General features: G+C 52.1%; 18 protein-coding genes and 2 tRNA genes. 11 read left to right on the top strand and 9 right to left on the bottom strand.

Translation table 11 applies throughout. The features are described 5' to 3' along the window. Window positions 1–23 precede the first annotated feature (23 nt). Window positions 24–641 carry a DUF421 domain-containing protein gene (locus IPQ00_14620; GenBank protein ID MBL0241795.1) on the bottom strand — a complete coding sequence of 206 codons (618 nt, stop codon included), beginning with the start codon at window positions 639–641 and terminating at the stop codon, window positions 24–26. Between the two features lie 116 nt (window positions 642–757). Continuing rightward, window positions 758–848, bottom strand: a tRNA-Ser gene (locus IPQ00_14615). A 153-nt stretch (window positions 849–1,001) separates the two neighbouring features. Between IPQ00_14615 and IPQ00_14610 the strand changes: the two genes are divergently transcribed. Both IPQ00_14610 and IPQ00_14605 read left to right on the top strand, forming a co-directional pair. Then, entirely contained in the window at window positions 1,002–2,741 is a 1,740-nt protein-coding gene (locus tag IPQ00_14610; GenBank protein MBL0241794.1) for a carboxypeptidase regulatory-like domain-containing protein, read from the top strand. Between the two features lie 264 nt (window positions 2,742–3,005). Then, window positions 3,006–5,987 carry a PAS domain S-box protein gene (locus IPQ00_14605; GenBank protein MBL0241793.1) on the top strand — a complete coding sequence of 994 codons (2,982 nt, stop codon included), beginning with the start codon at window positions 3,006–3,008 and terminating at the stop codon, window positions 5,985–5,987. Here the strand turns inward: IPQ00_14605 and IPQ00_14600 are convergent. After that, window positions 5,984–7,252: an MFS transporter gene (locus IPQ00_14600; GenBank protein MBL0241792.1), complete on the bottom strand. Its 1,269-nt coding sequence runs from the start codon at window positions 7,250–7,252 to the stop codon at window positions 5,984–5,986. The genes IPQ00_14605 and IPQ00_14600 overlap by 4 nt on opposite strands. Window positions 7,253–7,352: 100 nt before the next feature. Here IPQ00_14600 and IPQ00_14595 point away from each other — a divergent pair, with 100 nt between their 5' ends. From IPQ00_14595 to IPQ00_14580, 4 genes are all read left to right on the top strand, one after another. Then, window positions 7,353–9,218 carry a M61 family metallopeptidase gene (locus IPQ00_14595; protein MBL0241791.1) on the top strand — a complete coding sequence of 622 codons (1,866 nt, stop codon included), beginning with the start codon at window positions 7,353–7,355 and terminating at the stop codon, window positions 9,216–9,218. Next, window positions 9,202–10,509, top strand: coding sequence for a hypothetical protein (locus IPQ00_14590; protein ID MBL0241790.1), 1,308 nt, complete (start codon window positions 9,202–9,204; stop codon window positions 10,507–10,509). The genes IPQ00_14595 and IPQ00_14590 overlap by 17 nt, the downstream gene beginning before the upstream one ends. A 7-nt stretch (window positions 10,510–10,516) precedes the next feature. Continuing rightward, on the top strand, window positions 10,517–11,056 hold the full coding sequence (locus tag IPQ00_14585) for a DinB family protein (protein MBL0241789.1): 540 nt from the start codon (window positions 10,517–10,519) through the stop codon (window positions 11,054–11,056). Between the two features lie 76 nt (window positions 11,057–11,132). Then, a tRNA-Leu gene (locus IPQ00_14580) sits at window positions 11,133–11,220 on the top strand. A 66-nt stretch (window positions 11,221–11,286) separates the two neighbouring features. Here the strand turns inward: IPQ00_14580 and IPQ00_14575 are convergent. Then, a complete protein-coding gene (locus IPQ00_14575; protein MBL0241788.1) occupies window positions 11,287–12,660 on the bottom strand; it encodes a hypothetical protein in 1,374 nt (457 codons plus the stop codon). 211 nt (window positions 12,661–12,871) lie between these two features. Here IPQ00_14575 and queA point away from each other — a divergent pair, with 211 nt between their 5' ends. The 5 genes from queA to IPQ00_14550 all read left to right on the top strand — a co-directional run bounded on the left by queA (window position 12,872) and on the right by IPQ00_14550 (window position 17,184). Continuing rightward, window positions 12,872–13,903: a tRNA preQ1(34) S-adenosylmethionine ribosyltransferase-isomerase QueA gene (gene queA / locus IPQ00_14570; GenBank protein ID MBL0241787.1), complete on the top strand. Its 1,032-nt coding sequence runs from the start codon at window positions 12,872–12,874 to the stop codon at window positions 13,901–13,903. A gap of 7 nt (window positions 13,904–13,910) precedes the next feature. Beyond that, complete coding sequence (gene rimI, locus IPQ00_14565; protein MBL0241786.1) at window positions 13,911–14,444, top strand: ribosomal protein S18-alanine N-acetyltransferase; 534 nt, start codon at window positions 13,911–13,913, stop codon at window positions 14,442–14,444. Between the two features lie 13 nt (window positions 14,445–14,457). Beyond that, on the top strand, window positions 14,458–15,093 hold the full coding sequence (gene thiE / locus IPQ00_14560; GenBank protein MBL0241785.1) for a thiamine phosphate synthase: 636 nt from the start codon (window positions 14,458–14,460) through the stop codon (window positions 15,091–15,093). A 143-nt stretch (window positions 15,094–15,236) separates the two neighbouring features. Next, window positions 15,237–16,439, top strand: a complete 1,203-nt coding sequence (locus tag IPQ00_14555) for a PilT/PilU family type 4a pilus ATPase (GenBank protein MBL0241784.1) — start codon at window positions 15,237–15,239, stop codon at window positions 16,437–16,439. A 13-nt stretch (window positions 16,440–16,452) separates the two neighbouring features. Further along, the gene (locus tag IPQ00_14550; GenBank protein ID MBL0241783.1) at window positions 16,453–17,184 is read left to right on the top strand and encodes a zinc-ribbon domain-containing protein; all 732 of its coding nucleotides are present in this window, start codon (window positions 16,453–16,455) and stop codon (window positions 17,182–17,184) included. Between the two features lie 6 nt (window positions 17,185–17,190). Here IPQ00_14550 and holA read toward each other — a convergent pair whose 3' ends face one another. From holA to ftsH, 5 genes are all read right to left on the bottom strand, one after another. Beyond that, on the bottom strand, window positions 17,191–18,237 hold the full coding sequence (holA, locus tag IPQ00_14545) for a DNA polymerase III subunit delta (GenBank protein MBL0241782.1): 1,047 nt from the start codon (window positions 18,235–18,237) through the stop codon (window positions 17,191–17,193). Window positions 18,238–18,254: 17 nt separating this feature from the next. Beyond that, a complete protein-coding gene (locus IPQ00_14540) occupies window positions 18,255–18,806 on the bottom strand; it encodes a hypothetical protein (GenBank protein ID MBL0241781.1) in 552 nt (183 codons plus the stop codon). A gap of 21 nt (window positions 18,807–18,827) precedes the next feature. Further along, complete coding sequence (locus IPQ00_14535; protein MBL0241780.1) at window positions 18,828–19,463, bottom strand: hypothetical protein; 636 nt, start codon at window positions 19,461–19,463, stop codon at window positions 18,828–18,830. Between the two features lies 1 nt (window position 19,464). After that, entirely contained in the window at window positions 19,465–20,313 is an 849-nt protein-coding gene (gene folP, locus IPQ00_14530) for a dihydropteroate synthase (GenBank protein MBL0241779.1), read from the bottom strand. Between the two features lie 81 nt (window positions 20,314–20,394). Continuing rightward, window positions 20,395–22,284, bottom strand: coding sequence for an ATP-dependent zinc metalloprotease FtsH (gene ftsH, locus IPQ00_14525; GenBank protein ID MBL0241778.1), 1,890 nt, complete (start codon window positions 22,282–22,284; stop codon window positions 20,395–20,397). Window positions 22,285–22,321 lie beyond the last annotated feature (37 nt).

Genomic DNA, 22,321 nt, shown 5'->3' with positions numbered 1-22,321 from the left:
GCAAAGTTAGGATCTGTCGGATATCAGCCTTTTTGAAGAGCCGAATTAAGTTTGGTCAATTGATCTGACAAATTGGCGATCTTCCTTAAGACCTCTTTCTTAAATTTTTCGTCACGGATCCCATCTTTGCCGTCGATCAGAAAAGAGCCGTTCGGGTCGATCACCAACTTTTCGATGTCATTGGGATCATCGAAACCTTTTTGATGGGCGATGATCTCAAGGTCGCGTTCGGTTATCAGCTCACGCTTCATTTGAACCGCGTCTTTCACACCATTCTGAATAAGAGCGACCGGGACGCCCTCGGCCGCTGCCTCGATCGTCTTCGACGCGTATTTCATTCGCGAAAATAAGAAGTTGATCGCAAGCAATGCGATCGCACCGACAATGCCGCCGACGAGCGAATTATCGGGCCCGATGATCGCATTCTGAACCGTATTGGAGAGTGAGAGGATGACAACGAGATCAAACGGGTTGAGTTGAGCAAGTTCTCGTTTGCCAAATACACGAAGCATTATCACGAGCGCCGCGTAGACGATGATCGGGCGGATTATCTTTTCTGCCCAGGTCGCGGTCGCGTCCAAGGTAAACATATTGGTGAGAGCGTGTGCGTCAAGAAAAGTAGCGTGAAACTCTATGAACATATTGAGATCCCTCGTTCAATTAAGTGGGTCCGGACATTGTGAGTGTATGCTCGTAGACGAAAATAAAAAAGGCCTTCCGGTCGCAAAAACCAGAACAGCCTTTTCTATAATAAATATGGCGGAGACGACAGGATTCGAACCTGTGGTAGTTTTTAAGACTACAACGATTTAGCAAACCGCCGCTTTCAGCCGCTCAGCCACGTCTCCGTTGATGCCCGCGAGCACCTTTTTATTCTAGCCTACGGGCAAACTTTGTCAAGGCATAGAGCATCTTAACGATCTTGGGCTAACAGTCTGAATGCTTGACACTGTTGCGTTTTGCGAACAAAATACCTGAATTGCTTGGAATAGCATTTCGATATGAGCTTTACTAGAAAACTCAGATCATTTTTGACGGCGGTATCAGTCGCGGCGCTCGCGATAATTGCGAATGCTGCGTCGGTCGACGCTGCGGAAGTCGAGAGTTTTCAGTCGGCGAGGGATCTGGGAACGATCCGCGGGGTCGTGCGCGATAATGGCGGATCCCCGATCGCCGATGCGACGGTCGCGATATTTCGCCTCGGCACGTCAAAACTGCTAAAACAAGTTAAATCGACGACTGACGGCAGTTTTCTTGCCAAAATAATGCCCGGCACGTACACCGTTCTAGCCGTGGCTCAAGGTTTTAATCCGGTTACATTGTCAGACGTTCAGGTCAATCGAACGACCGATGTCGTCTATGGATTTAGACTCGAGCGCGCGGGAGCGGGAAACACCCTTCCGGAGAAACGGCTAGATCGAAACAGTTCGAAATGGCGGATCCGGGCTTCACAGAGTCAACGATCGATCTATCAAAATCGCGAAGGAAATGCACCAGTCGATGAGGATGCCACAGCAGACGCGGACACAGATGCGTCCGCCGACGATCGTTCTAATACACCGGGCGGCCAATCAGTCGTTGAGAGTTATTTTGGCCAATCCCGAAAAGGTGCATTTGGTGGAGTCAATTTTGCGACACTTGTGCCGATCAATGCCGACGCTGAGATAATCGTCGCCGGTCAGATCGGCACCGGGAAAGTTTCGCCGCTCCGGATCGAAACCGAGTTTAAGTTTCGACCAAATCCCGACCATCAGGTCCGAGTGAGCGGATCATATACTGATCTGGGCTCGTTTGTTTCGACGGGTTCTGGCAAGCACTTGGGCCAGGCGTCGTTTCAGACACTAGACGAGTGGAAAGTCCGTGAAGGCGTAATATTTGTCTTTGGGCTCGACTATTCACGCTTTGTCGGTGCGGGAGATGACTTTTCGATATCGCCGCGGTTCGGACTGCAGTTTGACGTAAATCCTAAAACTCGCGTCCGCACCGCATTTACGACCCAAACCGAGGATCGAACCTGGGCACGAGCGGTCGACCTAGAGGGTGCGTCGGTGATATTCCGCGATCCGGTCTCGGTAGACGATCTGGTGATCGAGAACGGCAAACCAAGAATGAACCGCAGCAACCGCTTGGAATTTGGTATCGAACGCGTATTGGACAATCGGTCGACGCTCGAAGCCAACGCCTTCGTCGATACCACTTTCGGCCGCGGTGTTGGTCTCAACAGCGTTGCATTCGACACGTTGGGCAACCAGTCCTTTGCCGGCATCGTCGCCGATCAGCAGGGACGTTCGCAAGGTGTCAGATTGGTCTACAATCGCCGTTTGAGTGGAGTATGGAGTACGGCGGTCGGTTATTCGATCGGCCAGGGTCAGCAGTTATCTTCGGTTGGGATAAGCGACCCGTCTGAGATATTCCAAAATGCGGTATTCCAGTCGTTTTTTGGTCAGGTTGCCGCAGATCTGAAGACGGGCACGAGCCTCAAGACCGTCTATCGCCTTTCCTCGCAAGCCACGGTCTTCGCGATTGATCCATTCAAGGGTCAGTTGGCGATCTACGATCCGGGCTTGAGCGTGATGGTAACGCAAAATCTACCGAATCTAGGGCTGCCGTTTCGGGCCGAAGCGATAGTCGATGCTCGAAATTTATTCGATCTGCAAAATACTATTTCGAGTGATATGGGATCGCTTCGGATCAATAGTCAACGGCGGATGCTCCGCGGCGGCATATTGGTCAGATTTTAGGATTTGAGCCAGCGAGGGGATGAGTAGTTCACTTTGGAAAGGCATTTCCGGGTGTAGCGTTCATTTTCTACTGGCTTTTTGCTTGTCCAAAATCTTGGATACTTTAGCAAAAAACTGTAGATTGCCGTCAGTCAATTTGACGCAGAAATACCTGAAAACGGGTGTAAATCAACGGTTTAGCAGTTTTTTTGCACCTATGTGGGCAGTGTCCGAGTGGAACAAGGATTGCGTTAACAATCATTTGGTGAAGTTTACTGAACGTCGATGAAGGGAAAAGTCCTTACAAGTTGGAGCCTTATATGGCTTCTTTCCGCAGTCCTGCTAGTGGCGGGCGGCTTGTTAAATCTCTCCCAACGCGGCTTTCAAAAGCTACCGCCGACCGATGGCGTCACGTGGGTAAATCGTGATGGCGGCATCTACGCACAAGGTGTTAAGGCGGAGTTTGCCGGCTCACGCGCCGGCATTGCGGTTGGCGACAAACTCATCGGCATCGGACTCGACGCATCGGACAATACCGAGGAGATCACATCCATAGCCGACGTGCAGATGTATCTCGATGCGGCAGGCGTTGACGGTAATCTAACCTATTTTTATCAAAGACCTTCATATACTGCGTCCGACAGTTTCTACTTTGCTGATCTACGACATATTGACTCGGTGCTCCGTTGGACGCCGTCGATAGTATTTCTATCCATCGTCGGCGTTTTTTGGTTGGGCGTTGGCGTTTTTGTGCTTTTCAAACAGGGTAGTCAGTCGCCGTTCGTTCTCCATTTTGCCACCGTCTGTTTAACCGCATTTGTTTTTCACGTATATCGGCCGATCGGCACCGGACAGGACCTCGACCTTGGTGTCGGACTGCTCGATGATCTGGCATTTGCGCTCTTTGTCCCATTATTCCTGCATTTTTGTATTCGATATCCGGTACGAAGCAAGGTTTTCGACGACCAAAGGTGGAAGACGTACGCGCTGTACGTTCCGGCGACCGTCGTCTCGTTACTGCTTTTCATTTTCTCGCTGATACCGGCGCTATTCGTACAATCATCGCTGGCGGAGGTGATGGCAAAGGTTAGCGACAGCGTGAATTTGTTTGGAAATGCATATCGCTTTTTATTTTTTCATTTTGTCGCGGGTGTCTCGATCGGGGCAGGATTTTTGATCTGGCGATTCTTCAAGAATAAGCAGATCGACGTTCGGCAACGTCTGAAATGGGCGATGTGGGGTACGGTAGCCGCCGTGATCCCGATCATAGTTGTTCAGCTCATCTCACGCTTTGGCGTCCAGATCGCTGACGACAATTTTGCAACGGCACTGACAACGCTGCCGCTGGCGCTGATTCCTCTGAGTTTCGGACATTCGGTTGTACGGTACCGCTTGATGGACGTCGATGTCGTCGTGCGGCGTGCACTGGTTTACGCATTGACGACGGTCGCGATCGCTATGATGATCGGTGCGGTCGCACTCGGACTGGTCTTTCTCGCCGTTGGCAACAACTTGTCAACGACAGAGATCACATTGCGTGCATTGATCGCGATCATTGCAATGGGAGCCATTGTACTCATCAGCGAACCGCTCAAAAAGTTTCTACAGGAGCGGGCTGACAGATTCTTTTACGGTGAACGATACGACCTACGGCAGGGCCTGCTTGATTTTGGCAAAACGCTCTCCGCGACTACCGCACTTGACCCGTTGCTTGAGGCACTGATCGATAGGCTCAAACAGGTTTTGGATGTTCAGAAAGTCGCGGTTTTTCTCGAGGACGAGACTGTCGAATCTCACTACCGATTGGCCAAGGCCGTCGGCCTGAGCGAGGAGTACAAGATCCCGGCGGAGTTTCGAGCGATGATACGGCAAAAATCTGCCGGTAAGGGAATCGTCCGTGCCGATGAACTTGAGCGCCAAGAGATCGATCTGGAAAGCGTTAACGGCAATGGCAACGGGCATTCGTCATATATCGTCCGCCAAGAGCTTCACTACTTTGTTCCTTGCGTCGCCCGAGGCAAGATGGTTGCGGTGATCGGGCTTGGGCGGGCAAGCGACGGCTCGTTGCTTTCGTCCGAAGACCTCGAGATCCTTCGCACAGTTTCCGGTTACATTGCCGTCGCGGTCGATAACAGCCGCTTGTACGAAGAACAGCATAAACACGCCGAGGAACTCGCACTGCTCAAAGAGTTTAACGAGTCGATCGTTGAGTCAGTTAACGTCGGACTGCTGGCGGTAGACGAAGCCGGCAGGATCATCCGCTGCAACTCGACATTTGAGGAGATGATCGGTCGCGGCCGCGAAGATGTGGTCGGCCGCGCGGTCGAAGACATTTTTGATGCTAGTTTTGCCCTTAATCTGGAAATGATCTTAGGCAAATCCCGCTGGCACCTTACCGAAATACGCAACGCCTATAAGCTGCACACGTTTGACGCCGCCGGACGTTCGCTGATCCTGAATGTCGCGGTCGCTCCGCTCCGTTCGGTTTCCAATAAGCAAACCGGAGCGATCATCGTACTCGAAAATGTTTCGTCGAGGGTTAAGCTTGAGGAGACCTTGCAGCAAAGCGAGAAGCTCTCAAGCATCGGATTGCTGGCCGCGGGCGTTGCCCACGAGGTTAATACGCCGCTGACCGGTGTTTCTAGTTACACGCAGATGTTGTTGGGGATGATACCCGAGTCCGATCCGAAGCACGCTCTTTTGCAAAAAATGCAGCGGCAGACCGACCGGGCATCAAATATCGTGGGCAATCTACTCAATTTTTCGAGGGCCGGCAGCACGACCGAGTTTATGGACATTCAGCTCAATAAACTCTTAAATGACACGCTCCAACTGCTTGAGCCGCAATTGCGAAAGACCAGCGTCGAGGTGGTCAAGGACTACTCCGACTCACTCCCCGCGATAAATGGTAGCGGCGGCAAACTCCAACAGGTATTTACCAACCTGATCTTGAACGCACGCGATGCTATGAATGGTGCCGGTGGAACGATCACACTACGGACCTTTGTCGATCACCAGGACTGCGTAATTGTCGAGGTCGTCGATACGGGCGAGGGTATTCCCGAAGAGAATCTGAAAAAGGTATTTGATCCTTTCTTTACGACAAAGGGTGTCGGCAATGGTACCGGCCTCGGGCTCGCTGTTTCGTACGGGATCGTTCAGGAGCACTCCGGTTCGATCGAGGTTCGGAGCGAGAATCGGCAGGGAACTATATTCAAGCTCGTGTTTCCCATCTCGCGGATCAATGAGCAACGAGCCGTAAGCTAGACCGCCGGCTCTGGTCGCACAAACTTAGTAAAATAAAGAGCTGCAATGAATGCGACGAACATTATCGCGGACGCTGTTCCGAATGTTCGGATCAGTGTCGAGTTGTCGATCTGATTCACCGAGTTGTTAAGCAGTACGCCGCCGATCGTCGGCCCGATCGCACGAGCAAGGCTCGCCCCCGACTGTAATATACCCAGAGCCTTACCCTGTTCATTTTCAGCCGATATCTTTGAGGCAAGGCTCGTAAGAGCGGGCGATGCCATTGCGTTTCCGAGCGACAGAAATGACGTTACAACGAGAAGTAAGCCAAGGCCGCCAAACTCTGGGCCAATGAACGGAAAAGCGACCAGGCTCAACGCCATAGTGACGCATCCGAATGCCACAAGGCGTGATTCGCCAAACTTCTTTACAAAACGCCCAAACAGAAACCCCTGGCCGACGATCGATATTAGCCCAACGTACGCAAACAGGTATCCGTTTTGCTCAGCATCAAAGTGAAAGCGGAACATTGTAAAGAGTACAAAGGCATACGTCATTATCGAAAACGCCGTAACAAGCAGGAAATAGATCAGATTGATCAGCCCAAACTTATTTTCCCCAAAGGACTCGAAGATCTCAACGAAACGATTTTTACTCTTCTTTATCACTCTTGCAGCGTCGAACTTTACCGACTCCGGCAATATGAATAAGAGGGCGATCGCGTTGCACAGCGACAGAGCAGCCGCAAAAAAGAATGGAACTTGTACACCGTATTTACTTAAAATACCGGCGATCGCCGGGCCCAAAATGAACCCGAGTCCGAATGCCGCACCGAAAAGACCCATTCCTTTTGCCCTATTTTCTTTCGACGTCACGTCCGCAATATACGCCTGAGCCGTCGAGATGCTGCCGCCCGTAATACCGCCCAAGATACGGCCGACAAAGACTACAGTCAGAGTTCCCGCGATCCCTAGTACAAAGTAGCCCACGGCGGAACCCATCAAACTCATAAACAATATCGGCCGGCGTCCGTATCTATCAGAGAGTCGGCCGAGGATCGGTGAGAAAAAGAACTGCATCCAGGAATAAACCGAAAACAGCATACCGATCTCAAACGGCGTGGCGTTGAACGGGGCGGTTTCGGCATAATACGGCAGAAGCGGGATAACCATTCCAAAGCCGATCAGGTCGATGAAGATAGTTATAAAAATGATCACCAACGGCGTTGTGACGAATTTTTCGCTACTTGCCGCGGCGGTGGGGTCGTTTGATGGCTGCTGGTCCATTGTACTGTCGAAACTTAAAGCCTAAACTGATTGAATATCGAAATTATTGTAAGATATCAAGAAAAATAACCTTAACATCTTGGACGATATTGCCAAAGTAATGCAAAAAAAACGTACTTCGAAAGCTATAATATTGTTGATCGCGGCCGTGATCTTTACTATGTACCAGACATCGCCTGCTCAAAAAAAGCGTCCAAAACGATCGTTGACTCCAACTGTCGCCGCCACACCGACAACCCCTGAGATCGACTACAAAGTTTCGATGTCCAAACCGTCGTCGCACTATCTAGAGGTCGAGATGTCAGTCAAGTGGCAGCAGATGCCGGAGTTGCTGGAGCTAAAATTGCCCGTTTGGACGCCCGGCAGTTACCTCGTGCGCGAATTTGCACGTCACGTACAGGATTTTGAGTCGATTAACGCAGCAAATGCCGTGCTCGGTTGGAAAAAGATCAACAAGAACACCTGGCAAGTGGAGACGAAAGGAAGCAAGGAAATCGTCGCGAAATACCGCGTTTACGCTAATGAACTGACCGTACGTACAAATGAGTTGAATGACGAGCACGCGTTTTGGAATAATTCGGCGCTTCTGTTTTTTGTAAAGGATCAGCTCAAAGCTTCGTCGACCGTCACAGTTGCACCTTATGGCGACTGGAAGGTCGCGACAGGATTGCCGCGGGTCGAGGGACGAGACAATTCTTTTAAGGCAGAAAATTTTGACGTTCTTTACGATTCTCCATTTGAGGTCAGCAATTTCAAGGAAATATCGTTTACCGTTCAAGGCAAGCCGCATCGCTTTGTCGTAACCGGCGACGGCAATTACGATCTGAAAAAGATGGCTGCCGACACCGCCAAGATCGTCGAAGAAGCATACAAAATATTTGGCGAACTCCCCTACAACGATTACACATTTATAGTTAATCTTCGCGGCGGCGGCGGCCTCGAGCATCTTAATTCCACCGCGTTGCAGGTGAACCGCTTCGGATTTAAGCCCAAGGCCCGTTATAACGGCTTTTTGGGTCTTGTCGCCCACGAGTATTTTCACGCTTTCAATGTAAAACGGATCAGGCCGGACGCTCTCGGGCCGTTTGATTACGAAAATGAGAATTACACGAAGCTTTTGTGGGTCGCTGAGGGCGGCACCGAGTACTACTCGAATCTTTTGCTACGCCGTGCCGGACTGATCACCGAAAACGACTTTCTCGGCGGCCGGGCATCCGGCATTCAGCAACTGCAGGATCGACCCGGACGTTTTGAACAAAGCCTAGAGGATTCAAGCTTTGACGCGTGGATCAAGTATTATAGGCCGGACGAAAATGCCGTTAACAGTCAGATCTCCTATTACGATAAGGGCGAGCTCGTCAATATGATGCTCGACATCGTGATCCGCTCATCATCGGGCGGGACGAGATCACTTGATGACGTACTGCGTCACCTCTACAACGAATTTTATAAAAAGAGCCGTAACTATACTCCGGCCGAATTCGAAAAAGTCGCTGAAACAATGGCCGGAAAGGGACTCGATGATTTCTTTGCAAAGTACGTCCGCGGTACTGACGAGATCGATTACAACTCGATCGTAAGCGGCCTCGGGCTGCAGATGACGGTGCGGCCCGCTAATGCCGGCAAGGCATATATCGGTGCCGATATGGCAGAGGAGGCCGGAAGACTGACGATCCGCTCGGTGCCGGTTGGAACGCCCGCATTTGATCAGGGACTGAACACCGGCGATCAAGTTCTAGCCATTGATGGCTATCGCGCGAGCCAGAATCTTGTGCAGAGCTACATCGCGGATAAAAAGCCGGGCGAGGTCGTTAAGTTGACGATATTTCGTTTCGACAAGTTGCGTGAAGTCAGTTTTACGCTCGGTCGTAATATGCGTATGGAATACAGCTTTGACAAAGTAGGTGAACCGACCGAATTGCAGAAAAAGCTATATCACGACTATCTCAATGCTGAGCTCAAATAAGATGCGTCTATCTCAAATAACTTTGATCGCAGCTATTGCCGTCACCCTCTCGGCATCCGCCTGTGACCGCGATCTGTTTAAGAACGCTAACCAGGCGACTCCGGCAATGCGTGAACTGCCGGCCGTGCGGCTAAATTATCGTTACGAAGCTGATGTGCCCGCCCCGGCGGCCGCCAACCCCGGACAAGCCGCCGAAGAAAAAAATGCGGCGGTGCAAGCCGACTTTGACGCGACACGCACTCAGGAACAACTGGATCGAACCATCACCTCGCCGGACAAAAAGCGTGTCTTGGCCGTTTATCGAAATGTGATGGATCAAATGTCGGAGGTCCGGTTGGATATGTACTCGGCCGAAGGCAAACTGCTCAAAAAAGTAACGCCTGAGACGATGGCCGTGCACTTTCCGGATACGATCGTCTGGTCACCTGACTCAATGTCAGTCGCCTTTGTCGCAATGCTGAGGGCTACGGGACCGCTGCCGCTCGACCCGAATGCCGATACTGCTTCTCCGGGTGCGACGGCGACAAATCCGGATCCTGAAGCAACGCCAATGCCGACCGCCGCACCGGTCGCGACACCGGCATCGCCCACCGGCATACTTACCTTTCGAACGGAGCAGATATACATTTGTGACTCCGAAGGTGCGAGTCTAAAGCCCATTACTCAGAACGAAGGCCTGATCTACTTTTACTATGTTTGGTCGCCGGACAGCACAATGCTCGCGGCACTTGCTGCCACCAAGCGTGACTGGCGCCAACTCGAGATAATCGCGGACGGCAAGGGTGAGATGCTGGTCCCGCAAGGCCGGCTTCGGGTGATCGAGAAAAATGGACGTGAACGCCGACTCGACGACAACCTGACCGCTGTTCGGCCCGTCTGGTCGCCGAATTCGGCAAAGATCGCGATCGCGTTCGAAACTCAGGTTCGCGTTTACGACGCCGGCGGGACAGCACCGACTCAAGCGGCGATCCCGCTCAGGAATCAATTACTTATCTCGTCGCAGGCCTATGATCGCGAGCAACAGCGTGTCGGGCAAGCCGCAAATACAAACTCGGACGCAAATGCAGCACCGACGGCGACGCCCGCACCGGATCAACCGCTCACGACACTGCCGGATGAGAAACTCCTCGTCTCGTACAATCCGATAATCGAACTCGAATGGCCGTCAGACGACCTGCTTTACCTTAAAACAGCGTACATCCGGCGTTTGAAGAATGAGGCCGACAACGTCACCAGCTTTTCGCGTTGGCACCGTCTGGCACTCTCAGCACAGTCTGTAGCGAACAAGTAGAACATATATGCAATTTAACTCGATCGCGGACGTATACGCCGCCAATGAACAAATTCTAACGAATTTTCGTGAACTTGTATCCGATATCTCGGATGACGAGGCATCGGCACCGGCCAAAGATCAGAAATGGACGATCGCCGAGATAGTCGAGCACGTGGCGATGGTTGACGGCGGTATGACAAAGATCTGCTCGCGTCTATTGTCTAAAGCACAGGCTGACGGGCTACCGTCAAATGGCAATGTCTCTCTCAGCAGTGAATTTGTAGATAAATCGGTTCAGATCGCCGGGATCAAGGTCGAAGCGCCGGAGATGGTTCACCCTGTCGGCGGGAGATCTATTGCTGATTCAATGGCGGCGATCGAGGAGATAGCAAGTGCTCTAAACGAAATGCGGCCATTGTTTGAGAGCGTTGACTCGGTCACGCACAAGTTTCCACATCCGTTCTTTGGCGACCTTTCAGCGGCGGAGTGGTTAGTATTACTCGGTGGCCACCGGGCCAGACATTCGGCCCAGATCCGGCGACGCATCGCCGAGATCAGAGCTTGATCTCTTAAATTCCGAGCGGAAGACTGGGCGGGGTCTTGACCTTCGGTCGCTTGCGCCTTATTATCTAAAGTTCGCTGCCGGAGTGGCGAAATTGGTATACGCACCAGACTCAAAATCTGACGAGCTTAACGCTCATGTCGGTTCGACTCCGACCTCCGGTACCAAAATATTAAGCGGCTCTGATCCATTTAGGTGATCAGAGCCACTTTTTTTGTCCGTCTGACTAGGTATTAGTTGCGACGATAGTCGATCCGCTCCCCGTTGTCATTGCGGGTGGTCCGAATGCCATTGCCATCCCTGGTGACCGTTGACGAAATGCCATTGATAGTAAGCGTGCTTCCGCTCATCGTACCGTATGACATATTACCGTCCATATTAACGGTGACCTGACCGTCGGAAGTGATCGTCAGGAAGATCGTTCCGCCGCTCTGCGGGTTTCTAGCATTGAAAGTGCCAATGGCCCAACTCGTTGGACGGTTACCAACGCCGATGCCGTTGTTGCCCCAGTTACCACCGGTGTTATTGCGTGTATAGTTGATGACCTCGCGGTTATCGCTCCTGGTGGTTCGGATGCCGTTGCCCCACTTGCTGACACGTGAATTTGCTCCGTTGATGTTAATGGTGCCGTTGTAATAGGTTCCGCGATTTGAGTTGCCGCCAACGGTTGCATTTACATATCCCTGGCCATCGATCGTCAGAGCGATCTGCGAACCGTCAGGACCTGTTCCATAAAACGTTCCCACGGCCCAACTCGGCGGAGTGCTGACCCTTCCGTTGTTGCCCCAGTTGCCGCCGTTATTACCACCGTTGTTGCCCCAGTTGCCACCCGAACTATTGCGTGAATAGTTGATGACCTCGCGATTGTCATTGCGGGTTGTACGAATACCGTTGCCGGACTGGCTCACGGACGAACTCGCACCGTTGATATACAGCGATCCGCGATAATATGTGCCGCGGCTACTATTGCCGCCGATCACTGCGGTGACATAACCCTGCCCATCGATCGTGAGGGTGATTTGCGAACCGTCAGGACCTGTTCCATAAAATGTTCCCTGAGCCCAGTTGGGGGGATTGCTGACGTTGCCGCCGCCCCAGACGCCGCCCCAGACGCCGCCGCCATTCCAGCCACCGCCCTCAAGGCCAGGCATATCGTAGGTGTCAGCGAGTGTATTGAGATCATTACGCATATTGGTCCACTGCCGTTCAAGATTGCGGCGGAACGAAATGCTGTTCATCATTGTGTTGACAGTCTGTGCTGAGCTAAGGACATTTGATACATCGTTGCGGGTGTCCCACCACGAATTGTTGCGGTCAAATGCACGGCGAAGCCGATCGAGTGAGTTTTCGTAATCGCGAACGTTGCCGTTGTAGCGATCCTCGGTGCTCGTCCCGTTCAGGTTGCTTCGATCCATCGCACGATCAAAGTCACGTCGAAATGTGTTACTGCTTTCTTCGAGTTTGGAAATAATTCGGCTAACATCAGCCTTTGAATAACGAATTTGGTATCGCAATTGACCCTGGCCAATGATGTCAGTCGGCATAATCATTGCCGCAGCACCAAATATTGCACCCAATAGAAGTGTTTTAAGTAGATTTCTTTTCATAATATTTTGTCCTCTCACAAATAATTGTTAACGCCACACCGAGGTACAGACAGCGACCCTAGCGGTATGTCGGCATCCACGTATTAGTCGCTACTATCGTCGGTAGGGATGCAAACAATTATATCTGTTGTGATAACCGGTCAATAAAATTATATTAGAATCATACGTTTGTTACAACAAACACTCGACTTACGTCCTTTTTGAACGATCAATGCAACTTTCTGACTTTGACTTTGACCTTCCCGAATCCCTGATCGCCCAGCACCCCGCCGACCGTCGCGAAGACTCGCGAATGCTGATCGTCGACCGGGCCGCAGGTGGACTCATCGACAGTACGTTTTCAGAATTTGCTTCGCAACTCGGGCCCAAAGATTTGCTCGTTGTTAACAACACACGCGTGTTCCCAGCGAGGCTGATCGGCCGTACGGAGACCGGTGCGGCGATCGAGGTGTTTTTGATCAGTGAGGCCGATACTAACAGCTGGCTGGCACTAGCGAAACCGGGAAAGCGTTTACGGACTGGGAAACGAATCAACTTTGGCGAGGGACTGTCCGGTGTTGTTGAAGAAAAATTTGAGGATGGCAGAGTACGTATCGGATTTGAGTCGGCGACGAACCTGAACGATCTGATCGACAAATACGGCAGGACGCCGCTGCCGCCGTATATTCGTCGGGACAAGGCCGCTGCCGGCACCGACCGCGAGCGTTATCAGACCGTCTATGCGAAAACCCGAGGCTCGATCGCCGCCCCGACGGCCGGACTTCATTTTACCCCCGAGATCCTGGACAGCATCAGACGGCGCGGCACCGAGATCGCTGAGATCACTCTTCACGTCGGTTATGGGACATTTCAACCGGTCCGGGCCGATGTGCTGTCGGATCACAGAGTTATGGCCGAGCGATACGAGATCGACTCGGCGACGGCCGAGCGGTTACAGAACGCAAAGGACAGCGGCAAACGGATCGTCGCGGTCGGCACCACAACAACCCGTGCGCTCGAATCAAACTTTTCAAGCAATGGACGATTTGAGGCTATGCGAACTGACGCCGATCTGACGATCACACCCGGATTTGAGTTTCAGGCGGTCGATGCCATTTTGACTAATTTTCACTTGCCGCAGAGTTCGCTGCTCATCCTGACTTCAACTTTTGGCGGTCACGACCTTATAATGAACGCCTATCGTCACGCTGTTGATTCAGAGTACAGGTTTTACAGTTACGGCGATTGTATGTTCATTAGATAAATCGACAATGGCGGTTCTGGACTCAATTCGCAATTTTCTAAGGCCGATGACCGTCACCGAGCCTGAGACAATCGTGCCTGCTCCGCCGTCCGAATACTCGATCGGGCCGCTAATGCCGGACCACCTCAATGAGGTTCTTAGGCTAAACATAAGGTGTTTTAGGAACGGTGATAATTACACCAAGCACACTTTTGAGTACTTGCTCAATGAACCGCGAACCCTTAGCTACCGGGTCACCGACGATACGGGCGAGATGGTTGCTTTTGCCGTCATAATGATCAACGATAATGGTGCGGCCCATCTGACAACGATCGGCGTAGCACCTGAGCATCGCCGCCGCGGAATTGCGGCTCGTCTGCTCGATCATATCGAGAAGGCGATCAAAGCACGCGAAATAGGCACTCTGATGCTAGAGGTTCGGGTCGGAAACGAGGCGGCAATGACGCTATATAATGACGCCGGATACACGACCGCTCAGCGGATCAATAAATACTATAGCAACGGCGAGGATTGCTTTTTGATGATGAAGGCGATCCTTTAATAATTAAAATACTGTGCACTATACACTTCCAAAGATCTATCCCATCACTGACGTACGCCTAAGCGGTATCTCGCATACAGAGCAGGTGCGGCGATTAGTCCGCGGCGGAGCCAGACTGATACAACTGCGTGAAAAAGAGCAGAGAGTGGGCGAATGGGTCGATGATGCACGTGAAGCACTTGCAGCCGCACGCGAGGCCGGTGCTCAACTGATCATAAATGACCGCGCCGATCTGGCTCTAGCGATCGGGGCGGACGGAGTTCATCTCGGCCAGGACGACCTGCCGCCCGATGAAGCACGAAAGCTGCTCGGCCCCCACGCCATCATCGGGCTATCGACGCATTCGCTCAAGCAGGCGATCGCGGCTGTAGATTCGCCGGTAGATTATATCGGTGTCGGCCCGATCTTCGCGACCAATACCAAAACCGCTGCCGGTCCAGCGGTCGGGCTAGAACTGTTGACAACGATCCGCAAAGCGGTCGGCGATCTCAAAATAGTGGCGATCGGCGGTATCGGCCGCGAAGACCTGATCCCCGTATTGAGTGCCGGTGCGGATGCTGCCGCGATGATCGGGGCGATCAACAGTGACCCGGACCTGATCGAAGAGCGAATGGCGTCTCTGATCCACTTACTTACCGACAAGCGTTAAACAATATTAAAAATTGTCTTGCATTTTGTATCACGTATAGGTGATAATAATCCTGTCGCTCTGACCAGATCGGAGCGTCAAGGCACTTCTTTCCCAACGAATACCCGCCCTTTTTGAATTACTTCCGGGAGTAGACCCATACAATGAGCTTGCTTGATATAGGACCGATCATTGAGCAGATGCTGCTCGTTTCAGAAAACGTCAGCGATCTCAATTTTTCAGTATCACAAAAACCACAAGTCGAGATCAACGGCGTTCTTTACCCAACGTCACCGATAGGTTTGGGTAAATTATCGACGTATCAGACCGAGACGATAGCGATGTCGCTGATCCGCGATAGTCCGGACGCCGCTCATCAACTTGCTAAGTTTCGGACCGCTGATCTGAGTTACGCACTTCCCGGCAGGTGCCGCTTTCGCGTAAATATTTTCCAACAGCGTAATTCGTATTCGATAGTGATGCGCGTCATTCCGCACCAAATACCGAGTTTTGACTCGCTGCGTTTGCCAAAAGCCCTCGAAGATATTGCCGAGATCAGAAACGGCATCGTACTGCTGACGGGGCCGACCGGTTCCGGAAAAAGCTCGACCCTGGCTGCGATCATCGACCGGATCAACGAGATCAAGGCATATCACATCGTCACGATCGAGGACCCCATCGAGTTTTTGCACAATCATAAAAAATCCACCATTAACCAACGGGAGGTCGGTGCCGACACAAAGGATTTTGCCTCAGCACTGCGTGCCGCACTTCGTCAGGCCCCGAAAGTGATCCTGGTTGGCGAAATGCGAGATCTGGAAACGGCCGAGATCGCTCTCGAAGCAGCAGAAACCGGTCACCTTGTGTTATCGACACTGCACACTATCGACGCGTCTAAAACGATCGATCGTATCGTCGGCCTATATCCCAAAAATGAAGAGCGCATCATTAGGACGCGTCTGGCCCAGACATTTCGCTACATCGTTTCACAACGGCTTATACCCAAAGCAGACGGCAAGGGCCGTGTCGCGGCCGTCGAGATCCTAAAATCGAATCCGCGTACTCGTGAGTACATCGAAAAAGGTGAGACTGAAGGTAAAACTTTGCTTGATGCGATCCGCGATGGTGAGATCGACGGAATGCAGGATTTTGATTCGGTTATCCGCGGCATGATCGAGCGAAGCGAGATTTCGATAGAAGACGGCCTATCGTTCGCGACCAATCAAAACAACTTATTACTCCAGTTGCGTGGATTGTCGTCGACCGAGGATTTTGCTACTCAGAATCAGACGGGAACGTCGGTCAAATCTGCCCTTCCGCCCACACCGGTCGAGAATCCGGGCTCGGTTTTAAGCATGATCGAATAGTTGGTGAGAAAATATGATAATACGCTGCGATAACTGTTCAGTTTCATTACAGTTAGATGAGTCCAAGATCCCCAGCGGGAATTTTACGGTTCGCTGTCCGCGCTGTCAGAATATGCTGCGCGTACAGAAAGATGAGTCGGGCAAAGGGCTCTCAACTGTCCAGCAACTGCAGGCAAGCGAGCCTGCGCCGGCATCACCGGACGGCAAGGCCGAATTTGCCGCTAAGGAGTCCGGCTTTCAGATCAACTCCGCCCTCAAATCGTTAATGAGTGCTCTCGCGGCAGATAAAGGGGCTCTCGACAAAGATCCTGAAGAATCGGCAAAACCGCGTCGAATATTGCTTTGTCTTGGTTCACGTCTCGACGAAACAGCTAAGATATTATCTGATGCCGGCTACAAGGTATATATCGCACAGACACCTGCCCAGGCAAATGAGCGATTGCGCGACGGTAAGACTGAAATACTTCTGTTTTCGCCGGATTTTGCACCGGAACTCGGCGGAGCGGCGATCCTCCAGCAAAAGGTGAATTCAATGTATTCATCCGAACGCCGCCGTCTGTATCTGATCTCACTGGAAGAAGGCGGTGCAACGATGAGTGCACACGATGCATTTCTTCGAAATCTGAATCTGGTTGTAAATACTAACGACCTGCCTCAATTACCGATGATCCTGAACCGGGCAATTAACGATTACAACGAGCTTTACAACTTTTTCAATAAGGCGAACGGTTTGATGCCCATCTGATCGTTATCACATCGAGGCCAATTCACATACGAGCACTTCAATCTGTATTCGGGCGCCCTGCGGGCCGCTTCCTCCGATGGAGGTTTTGATCGCGAGATCCGTTTCGGCGAGCCTTGCGAGTACACGGGTGAGTTGGTCCATCTCTGCACGCCTTGCAGCGGCCAGAAAGTTTTCCTGATCACTGTATCTGAGCCTCAGTACACGAGCGACTTCACCGCGGTCCGCGCCTCGCAACATCAGGTCTTTCGCCATTACGAGGCGGCGATAGTTATACGATATCAGCCCAAGTATCATCAACGGTTCAGCACCGTCGTCAAGTATCTTCTTTAATACGGCTAGCGCCCGCTTTCGATTCTTGCTCACCAGATTGTCAGTTAGTTCAAAATTGGTCAATTCCCGCGAATTCGGCACCAAAGGATCTATAAGTTCCATCGTGACGCGTCGTTCGGGCAGGGCGGCTGTCGATAGCTTTGCGGCTTCGTTTTCGACCCTTGACGCGTCATTGCCGACGAGAGCGATCAAGTGCCGCAGAGCTTGTTCGTCGATCTCTGTCCCGGTGGCTTTGAACTTTTCACGAGCCCAATTTGTTAGCTCGCCGTCATCCATCGGCTCAAAATCCACCGCTGTAGCCTCAGCCCGAAGCAGTTTGCCGATCTTTCTGACGCCGTTAAGGTCGTCGGCTACAAAGATCATTATGGTCGATGGTGAAGGATCTCGAAAATAATTGGTAAGCAGCGTTTCGTGCTCTTCGCGGAGAGTATCGCGGTGTCCACTTGCGGTAACACGGACGTCGATCACCCGCACGATGCGCTTGGCCGCCATCATCGGCAGTTGGTTGGCCGCGGCGATCGCTCGTTCAAGATTGCCGTCGACGTTCAGGCTATATTCTGTTTCATTAAAATCTCGGAGGTCACCGTCTGCAAATGTAAAATCCGCGATCGTGCGTGCGGCGAGATCCCGAAGGTAAGTTTCAGGTCCGAACAGCACGTAGACCGGCGCCATTTCGCGCCGCCGCAACTGTGCCCTCAGATCTTCGCGTTTGATAACAGCCATTTGTTATAGTTCAGGGCTCAAGGCTTCTCTTCGCTAACGCCGAGACCGTTTATGATCGCGGAAACGACTGATTCGGCAAATGCCCGCGACATACGCTCGACGGCAGGATCTTCCTCATTAAAGAACGAGCGAGGGTCCTCAGAAAACTCAAATGAATCGCGAAAGACGAAGTTCTGATTATCGTATAAGATACGATTGTCTTTAAGTTCGCGAATTGTGACCGCACCGACGATCGTCACCTCATAGACTCGTGCCCGGCCTTCGCGATCGAGCAAAACCCCCGAAAACGTAAAGTCACGGATCGTACCCTCCACAACTGCATCTGCTCCCCTCGTGGTGCCTTGCACCTGCAGGCCATTGCCTCGGCGAATGATCTCGCGGCTTACCGCCTCGGTAAATCGCGACTCGACACGATACCGCATTCCTTTTGCCTCAAACTGAAATGCGGGAACAGCTATCTTCCGGATACTCTTGGGCAGGCCGGAATTGGTCACCGGTTTATAACAATCGGTAAAGCCGGCAGCGAAGAGGAAACTTGTTATGATAAGTACGGTTTTCAAAAATCTCATTTTTACAATATCGTTCCTTGCTCAGTTTGACCTTGAACGTCGAAATACCCAAGCACCTGCAAAAATAAAGACCAGCGTCAAGACCGAACCCACACCGACTGAAACCCAGAACAACGGTGATTTGTCGACAACAGGACTAAACGGACCTGGCGGTTGCTCCGGGCTATCGTTTGGATTCCCGCCGGAAACTTTCGATGCAGCTACGCCTGTCGCGCCCACTCGCTGCAGTTTGAAAAGTGCGTCCTTCCATTTGTCCTCATCGGCTTTTCGGACGTCACGGCGAAAACTGTGGGTCAAAAGGGTGATCGTTCCGGGAATTTCGTTTTTTAATAGTTTGGCCTGCAGATCGATCGGTAAGTCTCCGGAGCCGGTCGGGATTTCGATGCTTTTGGCAGGAACTGCGATCAGCGTACCGGACCTGTATCTCGCTCCGCCGCCGAGCGGGTTAACGGTCAGTTGCTCGCCACGTTTGACGACAATTTCTCTTACAATGTCTCCGGATAGCACAAAAAACCGAATGCCGGAGAGATCGTCGTCTGTTTCGAGCAAGAGATTGATCCGTACGCCGACAAAACCGGGATCCGGCGCCACGTCCGCCATCAACGGGCCCGCAGTGATCGCCAACAGAAAAAATATCGCCAAGATCCTACAGTACATATCAGCCGCTCGCCTCCCTTATTGCCATTAAGATCCGCATCGCATCCACAGTCTGGATCACGTCGTGCACTCGAACCACCGAAGCTCCGTTTATCATCGCCGCAGTCGCCGATGCAAGGCTACCGGCGGCCCGCTCGCTTGGCGGCCGTTCGTCAAGGACTCTGCCGATAAAGGACTTACGCGACGTTCCGACAAGTATCGGATATTCAGGAAACTCTCCGACAAGTCTATCAATTTTGGCGAGCAACTCTAAGTTCTGTCCAAGTGTTTTGCCAAAGCCGATCCCGATGTCGAGAACGATGCTGTTATCGCTAACGCCGGCATTTTCGGCGATCTCAACCGCACGGCGAAAGCCGGCGGTTACGTCAGGTAAGATCTCGTCGACGGGCGGTTCCGAATGCATAGATTCAAAGTTGCCGCGCGAATGCATCAGGATCAATCCCGAACCGCTGTCTGAGGCAATATTGGCAATATTGGCGTCAAACCTAAGGCCCGAAATGTCGTTGATTATCTCGGCACCTGCATCGACTGCCCGTTTTGCTACTTCGGATTTGTAGGTGTCGATCGAGATCGGAGTATCAAAGCGTGAGACAAGTGCCTCGATGATCGGGATCGTTCGCTCAGTCTCGGCCTCGACCGATATAGGTTGACTGCCGGGTCGGGTGGATTCGCCTCCGAGATCGATAATGTCGGCGCCCTCGGCGATCATCTGTTCGGCGCGAAGCAATGCAGCATCGGGCGAAGCGTATTTGCCGCCGTCAGAAAAGCTGTCCGGTGTGATATTAAGTATGCCCATCACCAATGGACGATTGAGCTGTATCCTTCGACGAGATGTCTGCCAATACTTCATATGGTGAAATTATAAAGTAAAAAGGCAAAAGTAGAGGATCGTTCCCACTTTTGCCTTTTTACTTTTACGTTACTGATTCCCTCAGGCCGTCGCCGGATTGTTTCCGGTTATCGGCGGTAGGATCGGTTTTTTGAACGGATTGCCCGACGACTCTTCAGTTTGCGAACCATTTCCGTCATCAGACGGCGACGGTGAATTGTCGCGGTCAAGCGGTAGGCCGGCAATGACCCTTCGGATCTGGACAGCGTCAAGCGTTTCAAACTCGAGCAATGCTTCGGCCAACCGGATCATCGCGTCCTTGTTTTCGCGAATCACCTTTTCGGCAAGTTTGTATTGCTCATCGATAATTCGACGAACCTCGTTGTCGATCTTGATCGCGGTGTCCTCTGAGTAATCGCGATGCTGCGATATCTCTCGGCCAAGGAAGATCTGCTCTTCCTTCTTGCCGAAAGTCAGCGGCCCGAGTGCCGACATACCGTATTCACAAACCATCGAACGAGCGATCTCGGTAGCCTTTTCGATATCATTCGACGCACCGGTCGTTATGCTGCCAATAAAGACGTCCTCGGCAATACGACCGCCCATCGCCATCGCGATCTGACCAAGCAAAAACTCCTTGGTCGCGCTCAAGCGGTCTTTTTCGGGCAAATACATCGTCACGCCCAACGCCATTCCGCGCGGAATGATCGTAACCTTATGGACCGGATCGCAATGTGGAACTTTGATCCCGACGAGCGTGTGGCCGGCCTCGTGGTAAGCGGTAATGCGCTTTTCTTCGTCCGAGATGACCATACTCTTGCGCTCGGCGCCCATCATTACCTTATCCTTGGCGATCTCAAAGTCAGCCATTCCGACGACTTTTTTGTTGTAACGGGCCGCGTTCAGTGCCGCTTCGTTAACGATGTTGGCAAGATCAGCACCGGTAAATCCGGGCGTGCCTCGAGCGATCACGTTAATGTCAACGCCCTCATCGAGCGGTATCTTACGCGTATGAACCTTCAGAATACCCTCACGGCCGCGAACGTCAGGACGGCCGACCACAACACGGCGGTCAAAGCGTCCCGGACGAAGCAATGCCGGATCGAGAACGTCAGGCCTGTTGGTCGAAGCCATCAGGATGACGCCGTCATTCGACTCAAAACCGTCCATTTCGACCAGCAACTGGTTCAGCGTCTGTTCACGTTCATCGTGACCACCGCCTAGCCCGGCCCCACGATGGCGCCCGACTGCGTCGATCTCATCGATAAAGATGATGCACGGCGCGTTCTTTTTGCCCTGTTCGAAAAGGTCTCGGACACGGCTGGCGCCGACGCCGACAAACATTTCGACAAAATCAGAACCCGAGATGGAAAAGAACGGAACGTTGGCCTCACCGGCAACGGCCTTAGCCAGCAACGTCTTACCGGTTCCCGGAGGTCCCACCATCAAGACGCCCTTGGGGATCTTGCCGCCGAGTTTCTGAAACTTTTGCGGATCCTTGAGAAACTCAATGATCTCCTGCAGCTCCTCTTTTGCTTCCTCAACGCCGGCAACTTCCTTAAACGTTATTCGCTTTTGCTGATTGTTGAGCAATTTGGCCTTGGATTTGCCAAAGCTGAGTGCTTTATTACCGCCCGCCTGCATCTGGCGAAGTGTGAACGCCAAAAACCCGATAAGCAGAATGAACGGCAGAGCCTGGATCAATACGATCCACCCAAGTCCGCTTGAGGGCGGTTCGAGTGTGATCTTTGTATCGGTTTCCTTGGCGGCCGCAAAGATCTGATCGCGGGTCGAGTCGCTCGTATCCAACTTTGCGACCAGTTTTGCGTCACTCTTGTTTACCAACTCGAGAGTGTCCTGTCGGACCGTCAGCTCTTTGATATCCTTATTCTTGATCTGTGTCAGTGCGGCGTCAAACGACAACTCCTGTGCCGGTTTTACCTGCCTGGATTGTAAAAACCAGACAAAGACCAGAGCACTGGAAATAATCATCAACCACAATAAGACCTGTTTACCTTTAGAACTCAAA

The organism is Chloracidobacterium sp., from assembly GCA_016720705.1.
Lineage (GTDB): Bacteria > Acidobacteriota > Blastocatellia > Pyrinomonadales > Pyrinomonadaceae > OLB17.
Note: the sequence above shows the minus strand (reverse complement) of the source record. Positions and strands in the feature narration are given on the sequence as shown.

Bases quoted from the DNA above. Each gene is read 5' to 3' on its own strand.
- IPQ00_14620 (MBL0241795.1), bottom strand. From the start codon at position 641: ATGTTCATAGAGTTTCACGCTACTTTTCTTGACGCACACGCTCTCACC.
- IPQ00_14610 (MBL0241794.1), top strand. From the start codon at position 1,002: ATGAGCTTTACTAGAAAACTCAGATCATTTTTGACGGCGGTATCAGTC.
- IPQ00_14605 (MBL0241793.1), top strand. From the start codon at position 3,006: ATGAAGGGAAAAGTCCTTACAAGTTGGAGCCTTATATGGCTTCTTTCC.
- IPQ00_14600 (MBL0241792.1), bottom strand. From the start codon at position 7,252: ATGGACCAGCAGCCATCAAACGACCCCACCGCCGCGGCAAGTAGCGAA.
- IPQ00_14595 (MBL0241791.1), top strand. From the start codon at position 7,353: ATGCAAAAAAAACGTACTTCGAAAGCTATAATATTGTTGATCGCGGCC.
- IPQ00_14590 (MBL0241790.1), top strand. From the start codon at position 9,202: ATGCTGAGCTCAAATAAGATGCGTCTATCTCAAATAACTTTGATCGCA.
- IPQ00_14585 (MBL0241789.1), top strand. From the start codon at position 10,517: ATGCAATTTAACTCGATCGCGGACGTATACGCCGCCAATGAACAAATT.
- IPQ00_14575 (MBL0241788.1), bottom strand. From the start codon at position 12,660: ATGAAAAGAAATCTACTTAAAACACTTCTATTGGGTGCAATATTTGGT.
- queA (MBL0241787.1), top strand. From the start codon at position 12,872: ATGCAACTTTCTGACTTTGACTTTGACCTTCCCGAATCCCTGATCGCC.
- rimI (MBL0241786.1), top strand. From the start codon at position 13,911: ATGGCGGTTCTGGACTCAATTCGCAATTTTCTAAGGCCGATGACCGTC.
- IPQ00_14555 (MBL0241784.1), top strand. From the start codon at position 15,237: ATGAGCTTGCTTGATATAGGACCGATCATTGAGCAGATGCTGCTCGTT.
- IPQ00_14550 (MBL0241783.1), top strand. From the start codon at position 16,453: ATGATAATACGCTGCGATAACTGTTCAGTTTCATTACAGTTAGATGAG.
- holA (MBL0241782.1), bottom strand. From the start codon at position 18,237: ATGGCTGTTATCAAACGCGAAGATCTGAGGGCACAGTTGCGGCGGCGC.
- IPQ00_14540 (MBL0241781.1), bottom strand. From the start codon at position 18,806: ATGAGATTTTTGAAAACCGTACTTATCATAACAAGTTTCCTCTTCGCT.
- IPQ00_14535 (MBL0241780.1), bottom strand. From the start codon at position 19,463: ATGTACTGTAGGATCTTGGCGATATTTTTTCTGTTGGCGATCACTGCG.
- folP (MBL0241779.1), bottom strand. From the start codon at position 20,313: ATGAAGTATTGGCAGACATCTCGTCGAAGGATACAGCTCAATCGTCCA.
- ftsH (MBL0241778.1), bottom strand. From the start codon at position 22,284: ATGATTATTTCCAGTGCTCTGGTCTTTGTCTGGTTTTTACAATCCAGG.